This window comes from Janthinobacterium lividum, from assembly GCF_034424625.1.
Taxonomy (GTDB): Bacteria; Pseudomonadota; Gammaproteobacteria; order Burkholderiales; family Burkholderiaceae_D; genus Janthinobacterium; species Janthinobacterium lividum.
On the sequence record NZ_CP139976.1, the window covers coordinates 441,080 to 460,130 of the forward strand.

At 63.2% G+C, this 19,051-nt stretch carries 19 protein-coding genes; 8 read left to right on the forward strand and 11 right to left on the reverse strand.

Annotation, left to right across the window (positions count from 1 at the left end; all coding sequences use genetic code 11):
- Position 1: 1 nt before the first annotated feature.
- Both U0004_RS01905 and U0004_RS01910 read left to right on the forward strand, forming a co-directional pair.
- Positions 2 to 589 carry a DUF924 family protein gene (locus tag U0004_RS01905; protein ID WP_070258379.1) on the forward strand — a complete coding sequence of 196 codons (588 nt, stop codon included), beginning with the start codon at positions 2 to 4 and terminating at the stop codon, positions 587 to 589.
- Positions 590 to 591: 2 nt separating this feature from the next.
- Positions 592 to 1,419, forward strand: coding sequence for a Rossmann-like and DUF2520 domain-containing protein (locus U0004_RS01910; RefSeq protein ID WP_070258381.1), 828 nt, complete (start codon positions 592 to 594; stop codon positions 1,417 to 1,419).
- A 1-nt stretch (position 1,420) separates the two neighbouring features.
- On the opposite strand, the gene U0004_RS01915 is transcribed toward U0004_RS01910, so the two are convergent.
- Positions 1,421 to 2,875, reverse strand: coding sequence for a sensor domain-containing diguanylate cyclase (locus tag U0004_RS01915; protein ID WP_070258383.1), 1,455 nt, complete (start codon positions 2,873 to 2,875; stop codon positions 1,421 to 1,423).
- 265 nt (positions 2,876 to 3,140) lie between these two features.
- On the opposite strand from U0004_RS01915, the gene U0004_RS01920 reads away from it, so the two are divergent.
- Positions 3,141 to 3,503: a hypothetical protein gene (locus U0004_RS01920; RefSeq protein WP_070258385.1), complete on the forward strand. Its 363-nt coding sequence runs from the start codon at positions 3,141 to 3,143 to the stop codon at positions 3,501 to 3,503.
- A gap of 143 nt (positions 3,504 to 3,646) precedes the next feature.
- Here U0004_RS01920 and U0004_RS01925 read toward each other — a convergent pair whose 3' ends face one another.
- A complete protein-coding gene (locus U0004_RS01925; protein WP_034783760.1) occupies positions 3,647 to 4,228 on the reverse strand; it encodes a putative pterin-binding protein in 582 nt (193 codons plus the stop codon).
- A gap of 224 nt (positions 4,229 to 4,452) precedes the next feature.
- Here U0004_RS01925 and U0004_RS01930 point away from each other — a divergent pair, with 224 nt between their 5' ends.
- Entirely contained in the window at positions 4,453 to 5,034 is a 582-nt protein-coding gene (locus U0004_RS01930) for a porin family protein (protein ID WP_034752848.1), read from the forward strand.
- 172 nt (positions 5,035 to 5,206) lie between these two features.
- Here U0004_RS01930 and ettA read toward each other — a convergent pair whose 3' ends face one another.
- Positions 5,207 to 6,874, reverse strand: coding sequence for an energy-dependent translational throttle protein EttA (ettA, locus tag U0004_RS01935; RefSeq protein WP_034783756.1), 1,668 nt, complete (start codon positions 6,872 to 6,874; stop codon positions 5,207 to 5,209).
- Positions 6,875 to 6,970: 96 nt separating this feature from the next.
- A complete protein-coding gene (rarD, locus tag U0004_RS01940; RefSeq protein WP_070258387.1) occupies positions 6,971 to 7,855 on the reverse strand; it encodes an EamA family transporter RarD in 885 nt (294 codons plus the stop codon).
- 237 nt (positions 7,856 to 8,092) lie between these two features.
- Between rarD and U0004_RS01945 the strand changes: the two genes are divergently transcribed.
- Complete coding sequence (locus tag U0004_RS01945) at positions 8,093 to 9,970, forward strand: potassium transporter Kup (RefSeq protein WP_070258389.1); 1,878 nt, start codon at positions 8,093 to 8,095, stop codon at positions 9,968 to 9,970.
- Positions 9,971 to 10,115: 145 nt separating this feature from the next.
- On the forward strand, positions 10,116 to 10,592 hold the full coding sequence (locus tag U0004_RS01950) for an FKBP-type peptidyl-prolyl cis-trans isomerase (protein ID WP_070258391.1): 477 nt from the start codon (positions 10,116 to 10,118) through the stop codon (positions 10,590 to 10,592).
- 65 nt (positions 10,593 to 10,657) lie between these two features.
- Here the strand turns inward: U0004_RS01950 and U0004_RS01955 are convergent, their stop codons facing one another.
- The 3 genes from U0004_RS01955 to U0004_RS01965 all read right to left on the reverse strand — a co-directional run bounded on the left by U0004_RS01955 (position 10,658) and on the right by U0004_RS01965 (position 12,349).
- Positions 10,658 to 11,329 (reverse strand): Dph6-related ATP pyrophosphatase, encoded by a 672-nt coding sequence (locus U0004_RS01955; RefSeq protein WP_070258392.1) that lies wholly within the window; start codon positions 11,327 to 11,329, stop codon positions 10,658 to 10,660.
- Positions 11,326 to 11,802 (reverse strand): GNAT family N-acetyltransferase, encoded by a 477-nt coding sequence (locus U0004_RS01960; RefSeq protein ID WP_070258394.1) that lies wholly within the window; start codon positions 11,800 to 11,802, stop codon positions 11,326 to 11,328. Before U0004_RS01960 ends, U0004_RS01955 begins: the two co-directional genes overlap by 4 nt.
- A gap of 121 nt (positions 11,803 to 11,923) precedes the next feature.
- Positions 11,924 to 12,349, reverse strand: coding sequence for an organic hydroperoxide resistance protein (locus U0004_RS01965; RefSeq protein WP_034783746.1), 426 nt, complete (start codon positions 12,347 to 12,349; stop codon positions 11,924 to 11,926).
- A 285-nt stretch (positions 12,350 to 12,634) separates the two neighbouring features.
- Here U0004_RS01965 and U0004_RS01970 point away from each other — a divergent pair, with 285 nt between their 5' ends.
- Together U0004_RS01970 and U0004_RS01975 are read left to right on the forward strand one after the other, a co-directional pair.
- Positions 12,635 to 13,894: a histidine kinase gene (locus tag U0004_RS01970; RefSeq protein ID WP_070258395.1), complete on the forward strand. Its 1,260-nt coding sequence runs from the start codon at positions 12,635 to 12,637 to the stop codon at positions 13,892 to 13,894.
- Positions 13,887 to 14,669 (forward strand): LytR/AlgR family response regulator transcription factor, encoded by a 783-nt coding sequence (locus tag U0004_RS01975; protein WP_115057392.1) that lies wholly within the window; start codon positions 13,887 to 13,889, stop codon positions 14,667 to 14,669. Before U0004_RS01970 ends, U0004_RS01975 begins: the two co-directional genes overlap by 8 nt.
- Before the next feature lie 131 nt (positions 14,670 to 14,800).
- On the opposite strand, the gene U0004_RS01980 is transcribed toward U0004_RS01975, so the two are convergent.
- The 4 genes from U0004_RS01980 to U0004_RS01995 form a co-directional block, all read right to left on the reverse strand.
- Positions 14,801 to 15,844 carry a histone deacetylase family protein gene (locus U0004_RS01980; RefSeq protein ID WP_070258399.1) on the reverse strand — a complete coding sequence of 348 codons (1,044 nt, stop codon included), beginning with the start codon at positions 15,842 to 15,844 and terminating at the stop codon, positions 14,801 to 14,803.
- 28 nt (positions 15,845 to 15,872) lie between these two features.
- Positions 15,873 to 17,474, reverse strand: a complete 1,602-nt coding sequence (gene gshA / locus U0004_RS01985) for a glutamate--cysteine ligase (protein WP_070258401.1) — start codon at positions 17,472 to 17,474, stop codon at positions 15,873 to 15,875.
- A 216-nt stretch (positions 17,475 to 17,690) separates the two neighbouring features.
- Positions 17,691 to 18,521 (reverse strand): peptide chain release factor N(5)-glutamine methyltransferase, encoded by an 831-nt coding sequence (prmC, locus tag U0004_RS01990; RefSeq protein WP_070258403.1) that lies wholly within the window; start codon positions 18,519 to 18,521, stop codon positions 17,691 to 17,693.
- Between the two features lie 11 nt (positions 18,522 to 18,532).
- Positions 18,533 to 19,003 carry a disulfide bond formation protein B gene (locus tag U0004_RS01995; protein ID WP_034783901.1) on the reverse strand — a complete coding sequence of 157 codons (471 nt, stop codon included), beginning with the start codon at positions 19,001 to 19,003 and terminating at the stop codon, positions 18,533 to 18,535.
- Between the last annotated feature and the right edge of the window lie 48 nt (positions 19,004 to 19,051).

Genomic DNA, 19,051 nt, shown 5'->3' on the forward strand with positions numbered 1-19,051 from the left:
GATGGACATGGATGCACAGGCCCAAGAGGTACTCGATTTCTGGTTCCTGCCGCCGGATAACCCGCATTACGGCCAGTCGCGCATGGAATGGTTCCGCAAGGATGACGGCTTCGATGCGCAGATACGCGATCGTTTCGGCGCGCTGATCGATGCCGCCATCGAGGGTGGCTTGCGCGAGTGGGACACGGCGCCGCACGGTGCGCTGGCGCGCCTCATCGTGCTCGATCAATTCACGCGCAATGTGTATCGCGGCACGCCGCGCGCCTTTGCCGGCGACGCCCGTGCGCTGGCGCTGGCTCTATCCTTGACCGAGCAAGGCCTTGATCAGCAGTTGCCGCCGATGCTGCGCGCTTTCTCCTACCTGCCGTTCGAACACGCGGAAGACCTGGCCATGCAGGCGCGCGCCGTCGAGCTGTTCCAGCTGCTGTCGCAGGCGCAGCCCGGCTTTGACGGCATGCTCGACTACGCCGAGCGGCACCAGGAAGTGATCGCCCGCTTTGGCCGCTTCCCGCACCGTAACGCCATCCTGGGCCGCGCTTCCACGCCGCAAGAAGTGGAATTCCTGCGCCAGCCGGGATCAAGTTTCTAGACATGAACGTCACCCTGAATATCATCGGCGCCGGTCATGTGGGCCGTGTGCTGGGCCGTTTGTTCGCCGGCGTGGAGGGTGTCGCCGTGCAGGACGTACTGACGCGCTCGATGGCGTCGGCGCAATCGGCCGTCGATTTCATGGGTGCCGGCACTCCCGTCGCCAGCTATGCGGCCTTGCGGCGCGCCGACGTCACCATGCTGGCCGTGGCGGACGACCAGATCGTCCCGGCCTGCGCGGCGCTGGTGGCCGAAGGACGCCAGGCGGGCGCCATTGTGTTCCACTGCAGCGGCGCGCTGGCGTCGAACGCGCTGCTGGCCGCCACGCAGGCCGGCGCTTTTGTCGCCAGCGCCCACCCGATCCGCAGCTTTGCCGACCCGCAGCAGGTGGCCGCCACCTTTGACGGCACGTTTTGCGGCGTCGAAGGCGATCCGCTGGCGCTGGCGTTCCTCACGCCGGCATTGAACGCCATCGGCGCGCGTCCCGTGCCCATCGACCCGGCCGCCAAGACCCTGTATCACGCCGCTGCCGTCTTCGCCAGCAATTACCTGGTGACGGTGCTCGACGCCGCCTTGCGCGCCTACCAGGCGGCCGGCATTCCCGAGGCGGTGGCGCGCGAACTGGCGCAGCCTCTGGTGACGGAAGCGGTGGCCAATGTGTTCCGCCTGGGCGCCGCGCCCGCGCTGTCCGGCCCCATCGCGCGCGGCGATTCGGCCACCGTGCAACGCCAGCAGCTGGCCGTGCAAAGCTGGGATGCCGCCACGGGCGAGTTGTACCGGGCGCTGGTGGCGCCCACGCAAGATCTGGCCAGGCGCAAGCGCGGGGGATGACTCAGGCGGCGTGCACGCCGTTGCGGCCGTGCTGCTTGGCCTGATACAGCGCGCTGTCTGCACGCGAAAAGAAGGCCGATTCGCTTTCCTCTGGCCGGTACTCGGCCACGCCCAGGCTGATCGTCACGGGTACCTGCGGTTCGGGCAAGCCGAAATCGTGGCCTTCGATGGCGGCGCGCAGGTTTTCCGCCACTTCCTCCGCTTTGACCAGGTTGCAGTTATTCAGCAATACCAGGTATTCCTCGCCGCCCCAGCGCGTGATGACATCGCTTTCGCGCACGGTGGCGCGCGCCACGTCGGCCACGCCACGGATGACCTTGTCGCCCCACAGGTGGCCGTGCGTATCGTTGACGCGCTTGAAGAAATCGATGTCGAAGAGGATGGCGGACATCGGTTGCTCGTTGCGCCTGGACAGGAGCATGGCGCGCTGGAACAGCAATTCCAGCGATTGGCGATTCAATAGCCCGGTCAGCGCATCCGTCGAGGCGATGCGCTCGATGCGGCGCTGGTAGCGGTTTACCGTCAGCAAGGTCAGCACCAGTACCAGCAGGGTGACGCCAAAGCTGATGGCCAGGTTGAGGATGAAGACGCGCTGCAGCGACTGGACTTCGTCGCTGACGTTCTGCTCGACCACCAGGTACCAGCCCAGTTCGGGAATGAAACGCGAGTTGACGAGGATTTGCGCGCGGCCCAGCTGGTACGACAGATGCGTCGGTTCGCTCTGGTGGTTGATGATCTGGTCGGCAATGGCGTTCACGCCGGGCAGGCTGCGGATGTTGCCGTGCCCGTTGCGCATGGTCTTGCCCGCCAACACCAGGGTGCCGGCGCCATCGACAAAATAGATGTTGCGGTGAAAGCGCGCCTGGTAGCGGTCGATGATGTGGCTCATGGTGTCCAGAGTCAGGCCGATGCCGGTGGCGCCGATGAACCGGCCGTCGTAGTCGAGTACGCGGTGGTTGATGAAGATGGTCATGCTGTCGCGGTTGGCCATGTCCACGTCGACATTCGTTTCATAGTCGCTGTTTTCCATGGCGCGCACGCGGTAGTACCAGATGTCGCGCGTCGCCTGCGGGCTGACGGATTTCAGGGTGCCTTCCGCGTAATAATATTTGCTGCTCTTGTCCGAGACGAGAAAGCTGGTGATGGCGCCGTATTTCTTCTTGACTTCGGCCAGGTAGCGCACGATCTGTTCCGGCTTGTTTTCGCCGGCGAGTATCCAGTCGCGCACGAAGGTGTCGTGCGCCATCAGCGAGGAAATGAAGACGGGGCGCAGCATGTCCTTCTGGATTTCGGAATAGATATTGTCGCCCGTCAGCGGCAAGGTCTGGTCGGCGATACCATGTTCGATGGTCTGGCGCGACGCCAGGTAGCTGGCCAGGCTGGTGGCCATGAAGCCCGCGCCCAGGATCAGGGTCAGGAGGATGAGCAGGCGGTACTTGATCGACAGAAGACGCATGGAGACGAGGAGTGGCCGGCGGGAAGGCAATCGTGACGCAAGCCAAAAGTATGCAGCAGGGCGGGTATTGGCGCAATGATAACTGGATTTATTGACAATTTACCTTGCTGAAGGCGACAAGATAACCACGACTTACCAAATAAAAGTGCCGATTTGTCGACAAAGATGCAAATTAGCAATAAGATTTGACGAGGGGAATCATTGCGCACCGCCCCTGTCTTGCCGCCCGTTTCAGGCGCGGGACATTACGCGCAGGGAGTGTTGTATGTTATTTTTAAAGAGTACGTCTGTCAGCAAGGCCCCCGGCATCTACGAGGTCGACATTGCCGCCAAGCCGCCTGGCAAGACCTTCGGCATTTTTCTCGCCACCGATCCAGACCATCCACCATCGGCTTTGCTGGGGCAATTGAAGGCGCTCGGCTTCGAGAACACCTATAGTTCGCCCTACCTGCACAAGGATGCGGGCAAGGTGCTGGACCTGCATTTCCAGAAGGATGGCACGGATATCTTCAAGGGCTGGAAAACCGAGGAGTGCACGCACAACCTGGCGGCCATCACGGCCCTGTTCGAGGAGCATGGCATCACCATCGCGCCACGGGTTATGTCGATGGCGGAAGCCTACGCCTAAACGCCTATCAAAACCTACTGCGCGTCGGTATAGGCGGCCTGCGATGCTCACTGCCTCGGCGGCCCCGTGCATTAGCACAGCTCCGCTTCTCAGTCACCTCTTCCTTCCGCTCGCTACGGTTTTGTTTGGCGTTTTAAGTAGCGTCAACCCGCCTCCACGCCAATGTGATACAGCGCCCACGGGCAGCTGGTGTAGCGTTCTGCCAGGGGCAGCGCCGCCACGGCCGCGATGCGGTCCGCATCGTGGATCGCCCATAGCGGTCCCAGGCCGCCCAGCGCCATCGCCTGCCCGTCCAGGTGGGTGGCGACAATAAAACGCTGTGCCCTCGCCTGTGCCATGGTCAGCGCCGCCGCATAGCCATCCACGGCGCGCAGCAGCAGCCGCACGGCATCTTCCTCAGGCGCGCCCGCCGCCTTCAATACATCGACCAGCAGCGGCCCGCGCAGGGCATGCGCCTTGCCATCGTATTCCAGGGTGGGGTGGATGGTGCGTGCCGGCAAGTTCGCCAGCGCCGCGAAGTCGAAGGCGCGCGCCCGTTCGAAACTGATCTTTTGCTTGTGCATCATCTGATCGCGCACGGCGTCGAACGGGCCCCGGTTCGGCTTGTCGATGCTGCCCGTGATGGTCAGCAGGGCCGGACCGCGCAGGCCGGCGGGTGCCGCCCTGCTTATGGCGGGCAAGGCGCTGGCAGCCATGGCGGCGGCGAGAAACTGGCGTTTGTGCATGCACTTCTCCTCTTGACTGAAAATCGCTAATGTTCTTAAGTCTATCTTAAGTTCGCTTAACAGTGCGCATTTTACGGTTATTGTCAGTTTGGAATGTTGACTTACATCTTGTCACAGTTCTTACGGAATGGAGAAAGACGTAGCTTTTTTCGGCTGTTATTGTGTAGTCATCGCACTTCGCTGAACTGCGAATCCAGGCAAGTCAACTAATTGAGAGAGAGAACATGATGAAGAAGAAAATCCTGTTTGCAATGATCGCTTCCGTTACCGCACTGACCGGCATGAGCGCCGCACACGCCGAAGGCGCCTATGTGGGTGCCGGCGTCACGGGCAACCGTTATAACTTCGATATTCCTGGCGCCACCAGCGCCGATAATCACAGCGGCTACAAGGCAGGCGCCAAGATCTTCGCCGGTTACGATTTCGATAAAACCTGGGCGGTCGAGGGCGGCTACGCCGATTTCGGCAGCAAGGATTACAGCTATGTCACCGGCGCCGGCAACGGTTCCGTGAAAAGCGATTCGCACGGCTACTATCTGGCCGGCAAGGCCACCATGCCCGTGACCGACAAGGTCGGTGTATTCGGCAAGCTCGGCGTGGCCAAGGTCAAGAACAGCTTGAGCGGCACCGGCCTGTCGACCGGCATCAGCGGCAACGACAAGACGGGCGTGTACGCTTCCGTCGGTGCCCAGTACGCGATCAACGAGAAAGTCTCGCTGACGGCGGAAGTGGAACACTTCGGCAAGAGCGCGGACCAGGGCCGCAAGGCCACCGGCCTCGCTTTGGGCGCACGCTACAACTTCTAAAAACCTACTGCGCGGCACGCTTTGCGGCCTCCAATGCTCACTGTGCTATAGCACAGCTCCGCTTCTCAGCCACAATTCGTTGCCGCTCGCTACGGTTTTAAAAACTGGATGTTTGCTGAAAAAAAAGGCAGTTACCGCGAGGTAACTGCCTTTTTGCATGGCCAGACCGAAATTACGTGGTCAACGGCTTGTAGCGGATACGTTTTGGTTTCGCGCCTTCTTCGCCCAGGCGTTTCTTCTTGTCGGCTTCGTACTCTTGATAGTTGCCGTCAAAGAAGGTGACCTGCGAGTTGCCTTCGAACGCCAGGATGTGCGTGGCGATACGGTCGAGGAACCAGCGATCATGGGAAATGACCATGACGCTGCCGGCAAATTCCAGCAAGGCGTCTTCCAGTGCGCGCAAGGTTTCCACGTCCAGATCGTTCGACGGTTCATCGAGCAGCAGGACGTTGCCGCCCATCAGCAGGGTTTTCGCCAGGTGCAGACGGCCACGCTCACCGCCGGACAGGTTGCCGACCATTTTTTGCTGGTCCGAACCCTTGAAGTTGAAGCGGCCCAGATAGGCGCGCGACGGCATTTCAAAGCGGCCCACAGTCAGCATGTCGGCGCCGCCGGACACATCTTCAAAGACGGACTTGTTGTCGGCCAGCGAATCGCGGTTCTGGTCGACGATGGACACGCGTGCCGTCTGGCCGATGGCCACTTCGCCGCTGTCCGGCTGTTCCTTGCCGGTGATCATCTTGAACAGGGTCGACTTACCGGCGCCGTTGGGGCCGATGATGCCGACGATGGCGCCTGGCGGCACGGTAAAACTCAGGTTATCGATCAGCAAACGGTCGCCGAACGCTTTCGACACGTTCTTGAACTCGATGACGTCATTGCCCAGGCGTTCGGCCACGGGAATGAAGATTTCCTGCGTTTCATTGCGTTTCTGGTATTCGTGCTCGGACAACTCGTTGAAGCGGGCCAGGCGGGCTTTTGATTTCGCCTGACGCGCTTTCGGGTTCTGGCGCGACCATTCCAGCTCCTTCTGCAGCGCCTTCTGGCGCGCCGATTCCGTCGATTCTTCCTGCTTCAGGCGGGCTTGCTTCTGCTCCAGCCAGGTCGAGTAGTTACCCTTCCATGGAATGCCGCTGCCGCGGTCCAGTTCCAGGATCCACTCTGCCGCGTTGTCGAGGAAGTAGCGGTCATGGGTGATGGCCACCACGGTGCCGGGGAAGCGCAGCAGGAATTGTTCCAGCCAGTCGACCGATTCCGCATCCAGATGGTTGGTCGGTTCGTCGAGCAGCAGCATGTCGGGTTTCGACAGCAGCAGCTTGCACAGTGCCACGCGGCGCTTTTCACCGCCGGACAGCACGCCGACCTTGGCGTCCCATGGCGGCAGGCGCAGCGCGTCGGCGGCCATTTCCAGCTGCAAATTCAAATTGCCGCCGTCGGAAGTCGAGATGATCGCTTCCAGGCGTGCCTGTTCCGTGGCCAGGGCGTCGAAATCGGCGTCTTCCTCGGCATACGCGGCGTACACGGCTTCCAGCTTGGCTTGCGCTTCAAATACTTCGCCCAGGCCCGACTCGACTTCCTGGCGCACGGTCTTTTCCGGGTCCAGCTGCGGTTCCTGCGGCAGGTAGCCGATGTTCAGGCCCGGCATCGGCACGGCTTCGCCCTGGATGTCGGTGTCGATGCCTGCCATGATTTTCAGCAGGGTCGATTTGCCGGAGCCGTTCAGGCCCAGTACGCCGATCTTCGCGCCTGGGAAGAAGGAGAGGGAAATATCTTTCAGAATCTGGCGTTTGGGCGGGACGATTTTGCCCACGCGATTCATGGTGTAGACGTAATTTGCCATTAGAAATCTCGGGTGATATACAAAGACGGACAGGATACGGTAAACGCCCGCTTCCGGCCAGCGCTGCGCGCTGCGGAAACGGGCTCCAGGGCAAGACTAGGCGGCGGCGCGCGCCTTGCGGGCCGTCCACAGGCCCTCGGCCGCATACAGGCCCAGCGCCGTCCAGATGACGAGGAAGCCCAGCATGCGCTCGGGCGTGAACGATTCGTGGAAGACCCATACACCGATCAGCAGCTGCCCCGTGGGGGCGATGTATTGCAGCAGCCCCAGCACGGCCAGCGGCAGGCGGCGCGCGCCAGCGGCAAACAGCAGCAGGGGAATGGCCGTGATGGGGCCGGACGCCAGCAGCAGCGCGCGCGTGGCGGTGGAATCTGTATTGACGAAGCCGCTCTGGCCATGCCAGCCCAGCCACAGCATATAGGCCAGCGCCAGGGGGAACAGAATCAATGTCTCGAACGACAAGCCTTCGAGCGCGCCCAGCGCGGCCGTCTTGCGCAGCAAGCCATAGCCGCCGAAGGTGGCCGCCAGCAGCAGGGCGATCCACGGCACCTGGCCCGCCTGCCAGGTGAGCCAGGCCACGCCGCAGGCGGCCAGGCCGATGGCCAGCCACTGCAGGCGGCGCAGGCGCTCGTGCAGCAGCAAAAAGCCCAGCATGACATTGATCAGGGGCGTAATGAAATAGCCGAGGCTGGCGTCGACCACGTGGCCGTTGTTGACGGCCCAGATATAGATGAACCAGTTGGCGGACAGCAAGAACGCACTGGCCACGAAGCTGGCCACCACCCTGGGCTGCGCTTTCAGGCTGCCCAGCCAGCTCCACTGCCGGCGCACGGTCAGCACGATGCCCAGGAACAACAGCGACCAGACCATGCGGTGCGCCAGGATTTCCTGTGGCGCGATCTCGCCGATGGCGTGAAAGTACAGGGGGAACAGGCCCCAGCAGAGGAAGGCGAGGGAGGCGTAGAGCATGCCTGGATTCATGATGGGCTTCGCTGGAGAGTAGACAGTCTGTCATTATGGCTGAAAACATCGGGGGCTGCCCGGCGCCGCTGGCGAGGCGTAGAATGGCAACAAATTAATGCCGCAAGCCCGCGCAGCAAGGCGGAGCGGCACAAAACCACGACTTTGGGGCAGCTGCGGAACCATGCAAAAATACTCTTGCTATTTGCTAATACCTATCATATTGTGCGATGCAACAAAACAAAAACGGGTGCAACCTTGACGTCGGAACATAAAAAAAGCGGCCTTGCCGGCATGACGCTGGCGGCCGTGGGCATCGTTTACGGCGATATCGGCACCAGTCCGCTGTACACCCTGAAGACCGTCTTTGACCCGGCCCACGGCCTGCTGCTCTCGCACGAGAACCTGCTGGGCATCGTCTCGCTGATTTTCTGGGGCCTGACCCTGATCGTCTCGCTCAAGTACGTGACCTTGGTGTTGCGTGCCGACAACCGCGGCGAGGGCGGCATCATGGCCCTGATGGCGCTGGTGCTGTCGTCCGTCAGCCGCCTGTCGCGCTGGCATTTCCCGCTGATGGTGATCGGCGTCTTCGGCGCCACCCTGTTCTATGGCGACAGCGTGATCACGCCGGCCATTTCCGTGCTGTCGGCGATCGAAGGCCTGGAAGTGGCCACGCCCGCCTTCAGTCCGTATGTGGTACCGCTGACGATGGTGGTGCTGGTGGCGCTGTACTCGGTGCAGTCGCACGGCACGGCCGGCATCGGCCGCTATTTTGCCCCCATCATGGTGTTGTGGTTTGCCGCGCTGGCCGGCATGGGCGTGGTCAACATCATCAAGTCGCCGGCCATCCTGGCCGCACTCAATCCCCTGCACGCCGCCACTTTCCTGATGAATAACGGCTTTGTCGCCTTCGTTGCCCTGGGCGCCGTGGTGCTGGCGCTGACGGGTGCCGAGGCGCTGTACGCCGACATGGGCCATTTCGGCAAGAAGCCTATCCGCCTGGCCTGGTTCCTGATCGCCTTTCCCGCGCTGGCGCTGAACTACCTGGGCCAGGGCGGCTTGCTGCTGGCGCATCCGGAAGCCGTCTCGAATCCGTTTTACCAGCAGCTGGGCGCGTGGAGCGTGTATCCGCTGGTGATCCTGTCGACCATGGCCACCGTGATCGCCTCGCAGGCGACCATTTCCGGCACCTTCTCGATGACCAAGCAAGCGATCGCGCTGGGCTTCTTGCCGCGCATGCGCGTGCGCCACACGTCGGAAAGCGAAATCGGGCAGATCTACATCCCCGCCGTGAACTGGCTGCAGCTGGCCGTGGTGCTGCTGGCCGTCATCGGTTTCGGTTCCTCGGAAAACCTGGCCGCCGCCTACGGCATTGCCGTGACGGCCACCATGCTGTCGACCACTATCCTGACCTTCTTCGTCATCCGCTACCGCTGGAAGATGAACCTGGCCCTGTGCTGGGCCGCCACGGGCTTTTTCCTGATCATCGACGTCAACCTGGTGTCGGCCACGGCGCTGAAACTGTTCCACGGCGGCTGGTTCCCGCTGCTGCTGGGCTCGATTTTGTTCATCGTCATGCTGACCTGGAAGCGGGGCCGCCAGCTGGTGTTCCAAAACCTGGAAAAGCATGCGATTCCGCTCGACGATTTCCTTTCGTCGCTGTTCATCGCGCCGCCGCTGCGCGTGCCCGGCACGGCCATCTTCCTGCGCGGCGAAACGGATGGCGTGCCGCATGCGCTGCTGCATAACTTGCTGCACAACAAAGTGTTGCATGAGCGGGTGATCTTCCTGACCGTCTTCATGCATGAAGAGCCGTGGGTGGCGCCTTCCGAGCGCGTGCGCGTGGTGGACCTGGGCCACCAGTGCTACCAGGTGAATGTGCATTACGGCTTCAAGGATGAACCGGACATTCCGGCCGCGCTGGCGCAGTGCGCCGAGCAGGGACTGGATTTCGAGATGATGGAAACGTCGTTCTTCATCGCGCGCCAGACCATCATTTCGACGCCGGGCGCCGGCATGATGCCATGGCGCGAGCACCTGTTCGTCACCATGTCGCGCAATGCGCGCACGGCGGCCGACTACTATCAGATCCCGAGCAACCGGGTGATCGAACTGGGCACGCAGGTGGAAATATAGATATTGTGTCAACGTTGCATCGAGACACACTTACTGCCTTGCTTACGTCTGCTTACAAATGGGCTACGCGAGTCCTGTTAAACTCCAGCCCGTACCGGTCCGCACCGTACGGGCTTAGCCACACACCAATATTTAAAGGGAAACCATGAAATCGGTATTTCAAATGATCGCCACCCTCGCTTGCGCCGTGGCCCTGACCGCTTGCGGCGCTGCTGCCAACACCGAGAAGCCGGTCGTGCTTGACCCGAACACGCAAGTGAAAGAATTCGCCTTTCCCGACCTGGTGAAAGGCACCGGCACGGCCGCCGCGGCGGGCGATACCTTGACGGTGGTCTACACGGGCTGGCTGTACGACGCGAGCAAGCCGGACGGCAAAGGCGTGCAATTCGACGCGTCTCCTTCTCTCTCGGGTTATACGTTTATCCTGGGTATCGGCAAACATATCCTGGGCTGGGACCGTGGCATGGTCGGCATGCAGGAAGGCGGCACGCGCCGCCTGCTCATTCCGTATGACCTGGGCTATGGCGTGAGCGGCACCCGTGACGCGACGGGTGCTGTGGTGATCCCGCCTTACGCCGGTCTGGTGTTCGACATCACGCTGCGAAAAGTGGAGAAGAAGTAAGCACGCGCAAGGTGCACGGACAAAGGGCGACTCCATGGAGTCGCCCTTTTTGCTTTTGTGGCCACTCAAACCGGCGCCAGTTCCTGGAAGTAGTAGGTGGCGCCGCCCAGATTGGCTGGCGCGTCATATTGCAGCACTTGCGTGCGGCGCAGCGCCACCGGGGCGCTGAAGGCGGGGCCGTCGTAGACGAAGGTGTGGAATTCGCCGTTTTCGCCGCAGGCATCGACGCCGGGCGGCAGGTCGGCGAGGAAGGCGGCGTCGAACTCGCGCCCGCAAAATGCGCGCGGCAAGTGCTGGCCATTGATGCACACGACGATGGCCTTGAAGCCGGCGGCAAGGAACTCATCGACCAGCGCGCGGCGATCCTCGCCCCACAGGGGCAGGTGGGCCGTTAGGCCGGCAGCGGCGCAGACTTTTTCTTCCCAGTCGCGGTGCGGCTGCAGGTCGATGTCGCCGAAGATGGCGTGGGCGATGCCTTCGTCTTTCGCCGCGCGCAGCATGGCGATGAATTGCTCTTCGTAGCTGGCCCAGCTGGCGTGATAGCGCTGCAGGCGCGCGCCCAGGCTGGCTGCCTGCGCCTCGAGCAGCGCGGGCGGCACGCCGTGCGAGCGCGACTTGCGGCCGTCTTCATCCATGGCCGTGATCAACAGCGGCACGCTCGTGCCGGCGTTGCGCGCGCGCCACAGGGCCAGGCAGGAATCCTTGCCGCCACTCCAGGAAATGAGGGCCGTCGTCATGCCGCCGGTCCCGGCGGCACCGCGCGCAGCATGTCGACGTGCTGTATGCCGTCTTCATCGTAGGGCGCGCTGACGGTGACAAAGCCGAAGGACTGGTAGAAGCGCTCCAGATACTGCTGGGCGCCGATGCGGATGGCGTGGCCAGGGTGCTGGCGTTCCGCGCGCGCGATGCCTTCCGCCAGCAGATGCTTGCCGGCGCCCGTGGTGCGCGCCTCGGGCGCCGTCAGCACGCGGCCCAGCGACATTTCCACATACTTGGCGCCGGGCGCCAGCACCCTCAGGTACGCGGCCAGCCGGCGCTGGCCATCGGCCGTTTGCCAGCCCAGCAAATGCATGGCTTGCTGGTCATGGCCATCGAGGTCCGGGTAAATGCACTGCTGTTCGATGACGAACACGCGCTGGCGCAAGGCCAGCACCTGGTACAAATCGTGGGGGCCGAGTTCGTCGAACGTGTTCCATTGCCAAGCGATCATGAGTGCTCCGAAAAATCAGGGAAAGAGCGTCATTCTAAAGGCGCACGCAAAAAAAACCGCATTGCCATGCAGGCAGTGCGGTTTTGACGGCAGAGCGCGATGCGCCGCAGTCCAGGTACGCTTAGACGATCGTCAAGGTGACGTCGATGTTGCCGCGCGTGGCGTTCGAGTAGGGGCACACGATGTGGGCGGCGGCGACCAGCGCTTCGGCGGCGGCGCGTTCCATGCCTGGCAGCGAAATTTTCAGTTCCACTTCGATGCCGAAGCCCGTTTCGATGGCGCCGATACCGACGTTGCCTTCGATGGACAGGTCCGCTGGCAGGGCGATCTTGTCGCGGCCGCCGACGAATTTCATGGCGCCGATGAAGCAGGCCGAGTAGCCGGCAGCGAACAGTTGTTCCGGATTGGTGCCGACGGCGCCATTGCCGCCCAGTTCTTTTGGCGTGGTCAGCTTGACGTCCAGCACATTGTCGGACGAGACGGCACGGCCTTCGCGGCCTCCGGTGGCGGTGGCTTGAGCGCGGTACAGGACTTGTTTGATCGACATGATGGTTTTCCTCGGTGAGTTAAATAGTTAACGACTAAATAGTGTGCTACTTGTTTCGTGGGCTACTGCCCCAGGATGCCCGTCTGAAGAAGCGGTATGCGGCGTCCATGTGCTCAATATATATCGCGCACTATTTAATTGCAAGCTATTTTATTTGGGAAGGGCGCGGATTTATGCTTTATTTTCTTGCCTTTGTCGCCAGTATTGCCCTTCCATCGCATAATGGCCACCGCCGGTGGGGCTGGTGGTTATGCTTGGCCCCACTTCACACCCCAAGGAAAAATCATGACTAGCCTCTTCTTTATCCTGCGCATCACCCTGGCCACGATGCTCACCTACATCATCGCCACGGCGATCCTGGTCGAGAATTTCCTGCGCTATATCTTCGGGCGGACGGAAGGCTTCTTTGTCATCGTTGGCGCACTGCTGGCCAGCGCCGTCATCACGAATGCATTTTCGCACGTGCGGCGCGTACGCCTGATCGCCGGCACCGTCAATGCCGGCACCCTGTCGAGCCGCCAGCGGCGCCAGATCGAGATCCCGTTCGAGGCGGGCGAAGCGTTCGACATGATCGACGCGGCCATCCGCGAACTGCCGGGCAGCGAAGTGGTCGAAAGCGCGCGCGACAGCCTGCAGGTGCAGGCCCGCGTGCGCCGCGCCGCGCCGTACACGCACACGGGCTTGCCCCGCATGCGCTTGCTGAGCTTCATTGAGCCGCGGCCGAACCAGATTCTCGCCACCGTCACGCCGAATGGCGAGGCGGGCAGCGTGACCCTGATCTGCGAGCCGGCACGCAATGCCTGGACCGATTGGTTCCTTGTCGACCATGGCAGCAACCTGGAAAACGCGGAAGCGGTGACGCGGGCGATGACGCGCCGGGTGGCGCAGCGCCGCCGCGGCGAGCAGGCCGAGGCGCGCCAGACGGTGACGGAAAAGGAACTCACGGTAGCCAAGCTGAGCCTGCTGCATGCACAGGTCGAGCCGCACTTCCTGTACAACACCCTGGCCAGCGCGCAGCTGCTCACGCGCAGCGATCCCGTGCGTGCCGACGAGATGCTCGGTAATCTGATCCTGTACCTGCGCCACTCGCTGCCGCGCACGGAGCAAGCCATGTCGACCCTGGGCACGGAACTGGAACGGGCGCGCGCCTACCTCGATATCCTGAAAATCCGCATGGGTGGACGCCTGAACCTGCAGATCGAAGTGCCGCAATACCTGCGCCAGGCGGAACTGCCGCCGATGATGCTGCAAACCCTGGTGGAAAACGCCATCAAGCACGGCCTGGAGCCGAAAAGCGGCGGCGGCACGATCTGGATCATGGCGCGCAGCGGCGACGGCACGGTGATCGTCACAGTGGCCGACGATGGCAAGGGCTTCAGCGACGACGGTGCCGGCACGGGCATCGGCTTGCGCAATGTGCGCGAACGCCTGCGCCTGACCTATGGCGCGGCCGCGTCGTTTTCCATCCTCGCCAATTTCCCCGATGGCGTGACGGCCACCATCACGGTACCCGACAGCACGGCGCAGGGAGTCTCCTATGCATAAGCCCGAGATGACGTGCGTCATCGCCGAAGACGAAACCCTGCTGCGCGATGCGCTCGTGGCCCTGCTGGCCGAAGAGTGGCCCAGCTTGCGCATCGTCGCCGCCTGCGACGATGGCGGCGCGGCGCTCGACGCCATCGCCACGCATCAGCCCGACATCGCCTTCCTCGACATCCGCATGCCGGGATTGACGGGGCTGGAAGTGGCGGCCGGCGCGCTCGAAGCGAGTCCCGCCACGCAGGTGGTGTTCGTCACCGCCTACGACCAGTACGCGATCGATGCCTTTGACAAGGGCGCCGTCGACTATTTATTGAAACCCATAGCCCGCGAGCGCCTGCAGGCGACCTTGCAGCGCGTGCAGGCACGGGCCGGCAAGACCCAGGTGGATGACGGTGCGCTGGCCGGCCTGCTGCAGCAGTTGAGCAGCGCCTTGCCGGCGGCCGCCAAGTCGCCGCCGCTGGTATGGCTGACGGCCAGCAGCGGCAAGGATACGCGGCTGATCATGGTGGAAGACATCGCCTATTTTCAGTCCGACACCAAGTACACGGCCGTCATGACGGCCGAGGGCGAGGCGCTGCTGCGCAAGCCGATCCGCGAACTGCTCGACGTGCTCGATCCGGCCATCTTTAAACAGATCCACCGCTCCACCATCGTCAACATGAAAATGGTGGCGTCCGTCACGCGCGACGAAGTGGGACGCGGCGCCTTGCGCCTGAAGACGCGGCCGGAAACCCTGGCCGTGAGCCAGCCGTTCATGGCGCTGTTCCGGAATATGTAGGCCGGTTTAGAGCTCCTGACATAATCTACTGCGCGTCGCGATTTGCGGCCTCCGATGCTCACTGTGCATTCGCACAGCTGCGCCTCTCAGCCGCAACTCACTGCCGCTCGCTACGGTTCTGTCAGGCGCTCTTAATCAGCCGTTTCAAAGCCTTCGAGCACATTGACGACATTGATGCCGATTTCCTTCACCGCGTAGCCCCCTTCGAGGATGAAGGCGGTGGGCAGGTTCAGATGCGCGAGGCGCTCGCCCACGCGCAGGTAGTCGCCGCTTTGCAGGGAGAAGTGCGACAGCGGGTCGCCGGCGAAAGTATCGACACCGAGCGAGACCACCAGCGCGTCGGGTGCGTACATATTGATGCGCAGGCAGGCCGTTTCCAGCGCGGCGAACCAGCTGGCCGTGCTGCTGCCGGATGGCAGCGGCAGGTTGACGTTGTAGCCGAGCCCGGCGCCGCTGCCCGTTTCATCTGCGTGCCCCAGGTAAAACGGATATTCGCTGCGCGGGTCGGCGTGGATGGAGGCGAACAGCACGTCGTCGCGCTGGTAAAAGATGCTTTGCGTGCCGTTGCCGTGGTGGTAATCGATATCGAGGATGGCGACCTTGCGGGCGCCGTCGTCGAGCAGATGCTGCGCGGCCAGGGCAGCGTTGTTGAGAAAACAGTAGCCGCCAAAGAAATCGCTGCCCGCGTGGTGGCCCGGCGGGCGGGTGAGGGCAAACGTGGCCCGCTCGCCCAGGCGCAGCGCATGGGCCGCGTTGACGGCGCAGTCGGCGCCCGTCTTGGCCGCCGTCCACGTGCCGGCCGTCAGTGGCGTGCCGTTGTCCATCGAGTACAGGCCCAGCTTGGCCGTGAAGTCGTCCGGTTCGATGTCGCTGCGCAGGGTGCGCACGGGCCACACGGACGGCAAGGCATCCCTGCCCGCATTGTCGGGGTCGAGCGCCAGCCAGTCGTGCCAGGCGTGGCGCAGGAAATGCAGGTAGCGCGGCGTGTGGATGCGTTCCAGCGAGGTCAGCGGCACGCCGTGCGGCGTGACGATGCGGCCCAGGTTGCGCCGTCCCAGTTCGGCCACCACCATGTCGGCCCGCTCGGGCGTCTCGAAGCAGGGCACCATGGTGCCGCGAAACATTTCGAAGCGGCCCCGATGCTGGCTGTGCAATTCATTGTAGAAGGTCAGCATGGGGCGCCAGGCAGGAAGTCAGGCAGGATCAGGTGTGCGAACACAGGGTGCTGGCGCGGTAGGCGGCGACGAAATCGTCGAAGCTGCCGGCGGGCGCCGCCTCCATGGCGCGCTGCTCGGCCAGCGAGCTGGCGGCCATCTCGTCGAAATACGCGCTTTGTTCCGGTGTTGCCGGATGCGTGCGGAAATAGGCTGCGTGGCGCTCGCTCTGGCGCAGGCCGAAGGCGGCAAACGAGCCGCCGTTGGCGCGTAGTTCGGCCAGGACCTTCGCCGATGGCGTCGCATCCGGGTCGGCCAGCTTGATGGCTTGCGCCGCCAGGCTGTCCGCGTGCTGCGTGCCGCCAAGGCGCGCGTCCAGCAGGGCCGCCACGGGGGCGATGCGCGCCAGCAATTCCTCGCCCCACGCCTGCAGGGTGATGTCCTCGCCATCGCGGCGCAGGGTCAAGCCCGGCTTGCGGCCTTCCTTGACGGTGCGGGCGAAATTGTTCGTGTAGCAGGCGCTTTGCTCGGCCGAGATGGGAGCGCTGTCGTCGAGTGCGCAGAACAGCAGGAACGCGTCGAGGAAGCGACCCGTTTCCAGGCTGATGCCGACCGGTTCGAACGGGTCGACATCCATGCAGCGCACTTCGATGTATTGCACGCCGCGCAGGCACAGGGCCTGGATCGGGCGCTCGCCCGTGCGGATCACGCGTTTCGGGCGGATGGTCGAATAGTATTCATTTTCGATCTGCAGCACGTTGGTGGACAGCTGGATCCACTCGCCCTCTTTTTTTGTTCCCAGGGCTTCGTACGGCGGATACGGGTCGTTGACGGCATGCGTGAGCGCGTTGACGTAGTCGTCCAGGCTGTTTTCGTGCGGGCGCAGGCCGGACTGGGCATCGTTCTGGTAGCCGAGGTCGCTCATGCGCAGGCTGGTGGCATACGGAAGGAACAAGGTGTCGTCGGACAAGGTGTCGAGCTTGTGCGCGCGGCCGCGCAGGAAACCGGCGGACAGGGCCGGCGAAGCGCCGAACAGGTACATCAGCAGCCAGCTGTAGCGGCGGAAATTGCGGATCGTCGCCAGATAGCTTTCCGACTGCACGTCTTTCGGCGTGGCCGCCGCGTGTGTCGGGCTGGCGCTGGTGTCCGGATTGCTGGCCAGCACTTGCCACAGCTGCTCGTCGAGTGAATAGTTGTAATGGATGCCGGCGATGCATTGCATGGCTTTGCCGTAACGCAAGGCCAGGCCGCGCCGGTAGACGTGCTTGAGCATGCCCATGTTCGAGCTGCCGTAGTTGGCGATCTCGATTTCCGCTTCGGGCGGCAGCTGGCACGGCATCGACTGGCTCCACAGCAACTCGTCGCCCAGGCGGCTGTAGGCGTGGCGGTGCACGGTGTCGAGCTTGTCGAGCGTGACGCCGATGTCGGCTTCGGCCGGGGTGATGAATTCGAGCAGCGCTTCGGCGTAGTCGGTGGTGATTTCTGGGTGCGTCAGCGCCGAACCCAGGGCAACGGGGTGGGGCGTGGAAGCCAGATGGCCGGCGTGGTCGACGCGCAGGGTTTCACGCTCGATGCCGCGCAAGCCGCCCAGCAGCGCGCGGTTGGCATCTTCAGTCAGCAATGCCAGGCGGCGAGTCAACAGGTTGGGCAATTTGAGCTTCCTTTCTTGTGCAGCATATAAATAATTTGTGCTGAGATTAACCGAATTTTGGCAAATGCGTCGGCGCCGGCCCAAAAAACGCCGCGTCGCCAGCGTCCGCCCCGGGGAGCGGGGACGGCGCTTCGGTCAGGAATTCGCTTGATATTTTAACAAACTGCGGGGGGATCTGGCGCGCTGCCGGGTCAAGCTTTGCGCAGGTGGCGGCGGTCAGCCCAGGCGGGCGCCGCTGACTCGTTCGATGCCGGCCAGGTCGCGCCAGCTTTGCACTTTGCTGTAGCCTGCGTCGGCCAGCAAGCCGCGCACGGATGCTGCCTGGTCATAGCCGTGCTCCATCAGCAGCCAGGCGCCTGACGCCAGGTGGCGCGCGGCGCCGGAGACGATGGTGCGCAGGGCCGACAGGCCGTCCGCATGGTCGGTCAGCGCGCCGGCAGGCTCGAAGCGCAAATCGCCTTCGGCCAGGTGGCGGTCGCCGCTGGCGATGTAGGGGGGATTCGAGACGATCAGGTCGAACTTTTCCGTGCCCAGCGCTTCGAACCAGTCGCTGGCCATGAAGGTGATGTTGACGCCATTGGCGCTGGCGTTGCGGCGCGCCACGGCCAGCGCCGTGCTGCTGACATCCAGGGCCGTGACGACGGCGTCGGGCCGCGTGTGCGCCAGCGCGACGGCAATGGCGCCGCTGCCCGTACCCATGTCGAGCACCCGTCCGCCGGGCGGCAGGCGCTCGAGCGCCAGTTCCACCAGCACTTCCGTGTCGGGGCGGGGAATCAGCACGGCATCGTTCACTTCGAACGGCAGGCCGAAGAATTCGCGCTGGCCCACGATGTAGGCGATCGGCTCGCCCTGCAGGCGGCGTGCCAGCAAGCTGGACAGGCGTTGGGCTTCATCGGGAGTGAGCACACGCTCCGATTGTGTGATCAGGCTCACGCGCGACAGGCCCAGCGCATGGCCCAGCAGGATGCGGTTGTCGAGCGGATCGAGCAGTGGACGGATTTGCAGGGCGCCGACAGTGCTGCCGGCGGGGATCAGTGTTTCTGGCATGGTGCTTTCAATTATTTCTGACGGCGCAGCAAGGTCCACAGCAGGCCGACGCTAAAAATGGCGAACCAGATGAACGCCCATTGCGGAATCGACAGGCCGAAAAACGGCTCGCCGGCGTTTTCGCAGGCGCCATAGGATTCAAACATGAAGGGCATGACTTGCGCCGTGAAAATCTTGTTCAGCGCCGTTTCCACCGGATCGATGCCGCACGAGAAGCCGGGGTTGGCCAGCACGTACAGATGCTTGGCGCCCACGCCCAGCCCGCCCAGGGCCGCCAGCAAGCCGATGCCGGCGCCGATCTTTGGACGGTTGGCGGCCGCGCCGGCCAGGCAGGCGATGCCGATGGCGAGGAACAGGTAGCGCTGGATCACGCACAGCGGGCACGGCGCCATGTTCATGGCATGCTGCAAATACATGGCCACGCCCAGCATCAGGAAACACAGGGCGGCGATCGACAGGAGGACGGTGCGTGAATTTTTCATGGGCGACACGGTGAGGTGGATGGAATCGAGCTGGTCATTTTCGCACAA